Source organism: Paraburkholderia sp. TE9906 (assembly GCF_056279605.1).
In genome coordinates, this window is sequence record NZ_JBWCCT010000040.1 from 1 (window position 1) to 1738 (window position 1738).

Below are 1738 nucleotides of genomic sequence, written 5' to 3' on the forward strand. Positions count from 1 at the left end.
CGGCCCGTGCTCCGGAGACGACGAACGCGCCGGTACCTCGGGAGGCTGCTAAGGGCAGCATTCAGCTTCAGCATGGCAATACGTCGGTCCGGATAGACGGCGTGCCCGACGCGACGATATTGCGCCTGGTCCTCGAGCGGATTCTGCGATGATCGGGCCGCCTGCAAACACGCGGATCTGGATCGCTGCCGGCGTCACTGACATGCGCTCCGGCTTCAATTCCCTTGCGGCGAAGGTACAGATGGTGCTTGAGAAGGATCCATACGGCGGCCATGTTTTTATCTTCAGGGGGCGCCGTGGTGATCTGTTGAAGGCGTTGTACTGGAGCGATGGCGGCCTATGTTTATTTGCGAAGCGTCTTGAGAAAGGGCGTTTTGCATGGCCCCGCGCCGACGCCGGCGTCGTGGCGTTGACCACCGCTCAACTCTCACTCCTGCTCGAAGGGTTTGACTGGCGACAACCAGTCGAAGCGGTACGCCCGCGCAGTGCTTTGTAAACGTCTGTTACCCGATGATCCGTGTGCGGCAGATGGTCGTAAACTGTCGCAATGGATCTGACCGATACCGACCTGCCCGACGACATTGATGCGCTGAAGGCGCTGGTTCGCGCGCATGCGGCGTCGGCTCACGCAAACGCGCAGCGGGTCGTCGAATTGCAGGACCAGCTCAGTTCCCGCGTAATCGAGATCGAGCATCTGAAGCTGACGATTGCGAAGTTGCGCCGCATGCAGTTCGGTCGCAAGTCTGAGAAGGTGGAGCGTCAGATAGAGCAGCTTGAACTGCGACTTGAGGACCTGCAGGCAGACGAAGGTGCGGCCACCCAGGCTGATTCGAAGAAGGCGCAACAACGCCGCGAGAGTGCCGGTCGCAAACCACTGCCCGATCACCTCGAACGCGAAGAGCGCGTGCATCGGCCCCTCGAGGAAGACTGCCCGGAATGCGGTGGCACACTCAAACCGCTGGGCGAAGACGTATCCGAGCAGCTTGAATACGTGCGCGCGCACTTCCGCGTCATCCGTCATCGCCGTCCCAAATTCGCCTGTTCGTGCTGCGACTGTATCGTGCAAGCCGCTGCGCCGAGCCGGCCCATCGATCGCGGCCTGCCCGGTCCAGCTTTGCTCGCCCACATCACGACATCGAAGTTCGCGTACCACATCCCGTTCTATCGCCAGTCCGTCATGTACGCGCGCGACGGCGTCGAGATCGAAGCGGGCACCATGGGCCACTGGCTGGGCAGTCTGACATGGCTACTCAACCCTCTGGTCGACGCGGTGCGCCGCCACGCGCTTGGTGGCACCAAGGTTCACGCCGACGACACCCCGCTGCCGGTGCTCGCGCCGGGCAATGGCAGGACGAAGACCGGCCGGCTCTGGGTGTATGTGCGCGATGATCGGCCCAGTGGTTCGGACGAAGCGCCGGCCGTCTGGTTTGCCTATACACCGGATCGTCGCGGCGAACATCCACAACGTCACCTTGCCAACTTCACCGGCGTACTGCAGGCAGATGCGTTCGCCGGTTATGCAGATCTGTACCTCGGCGGTCAGATTCGCGAAGCAGCGTGCATGGCGCATGCACGTCGAAAGCTACATGATCTGCACGCTGTTCGGGCATCACCGATCACCAGCGAAGCACTCGAGCGCATCGGCGCACTCTATCGCATCGAAGAGCACATTCGTGGCAAGCCGCCTGAAGAACGTCGGCGCGTTCGCCAGGAGAAGGCTGTGCCGCTGCTTGATGAT

At 62.0% G+C, this 1738-nt stretch carries 2 protein-coding genes; both read left to right on the forward strand.

Going from position 1 to position 1738, the window contains the following annotated elements; genetic code table 11:
- Positions 1–148: 148 nt before the first annotated feature.
- A complete protein-coding gene (gene tnpB / locus ACZ9H4_RS37035; protein WP_408150926.1) occupies positions 149–496 on the forward strand; it encodes an IS66 family insertion sequence element accessory protein TnpB in 348 nt (115 codons plus the stop codon).
- 51 nt (positions 497–547) lie between these two features.
- Positions 548–1738 (forward strand): IS66 family transposase (gene tnpC / locus ACZ9H4_RS37040; protein WP_476123237.1); only part of this gene is annotated, 1191 nt, incomplete at its 3' end.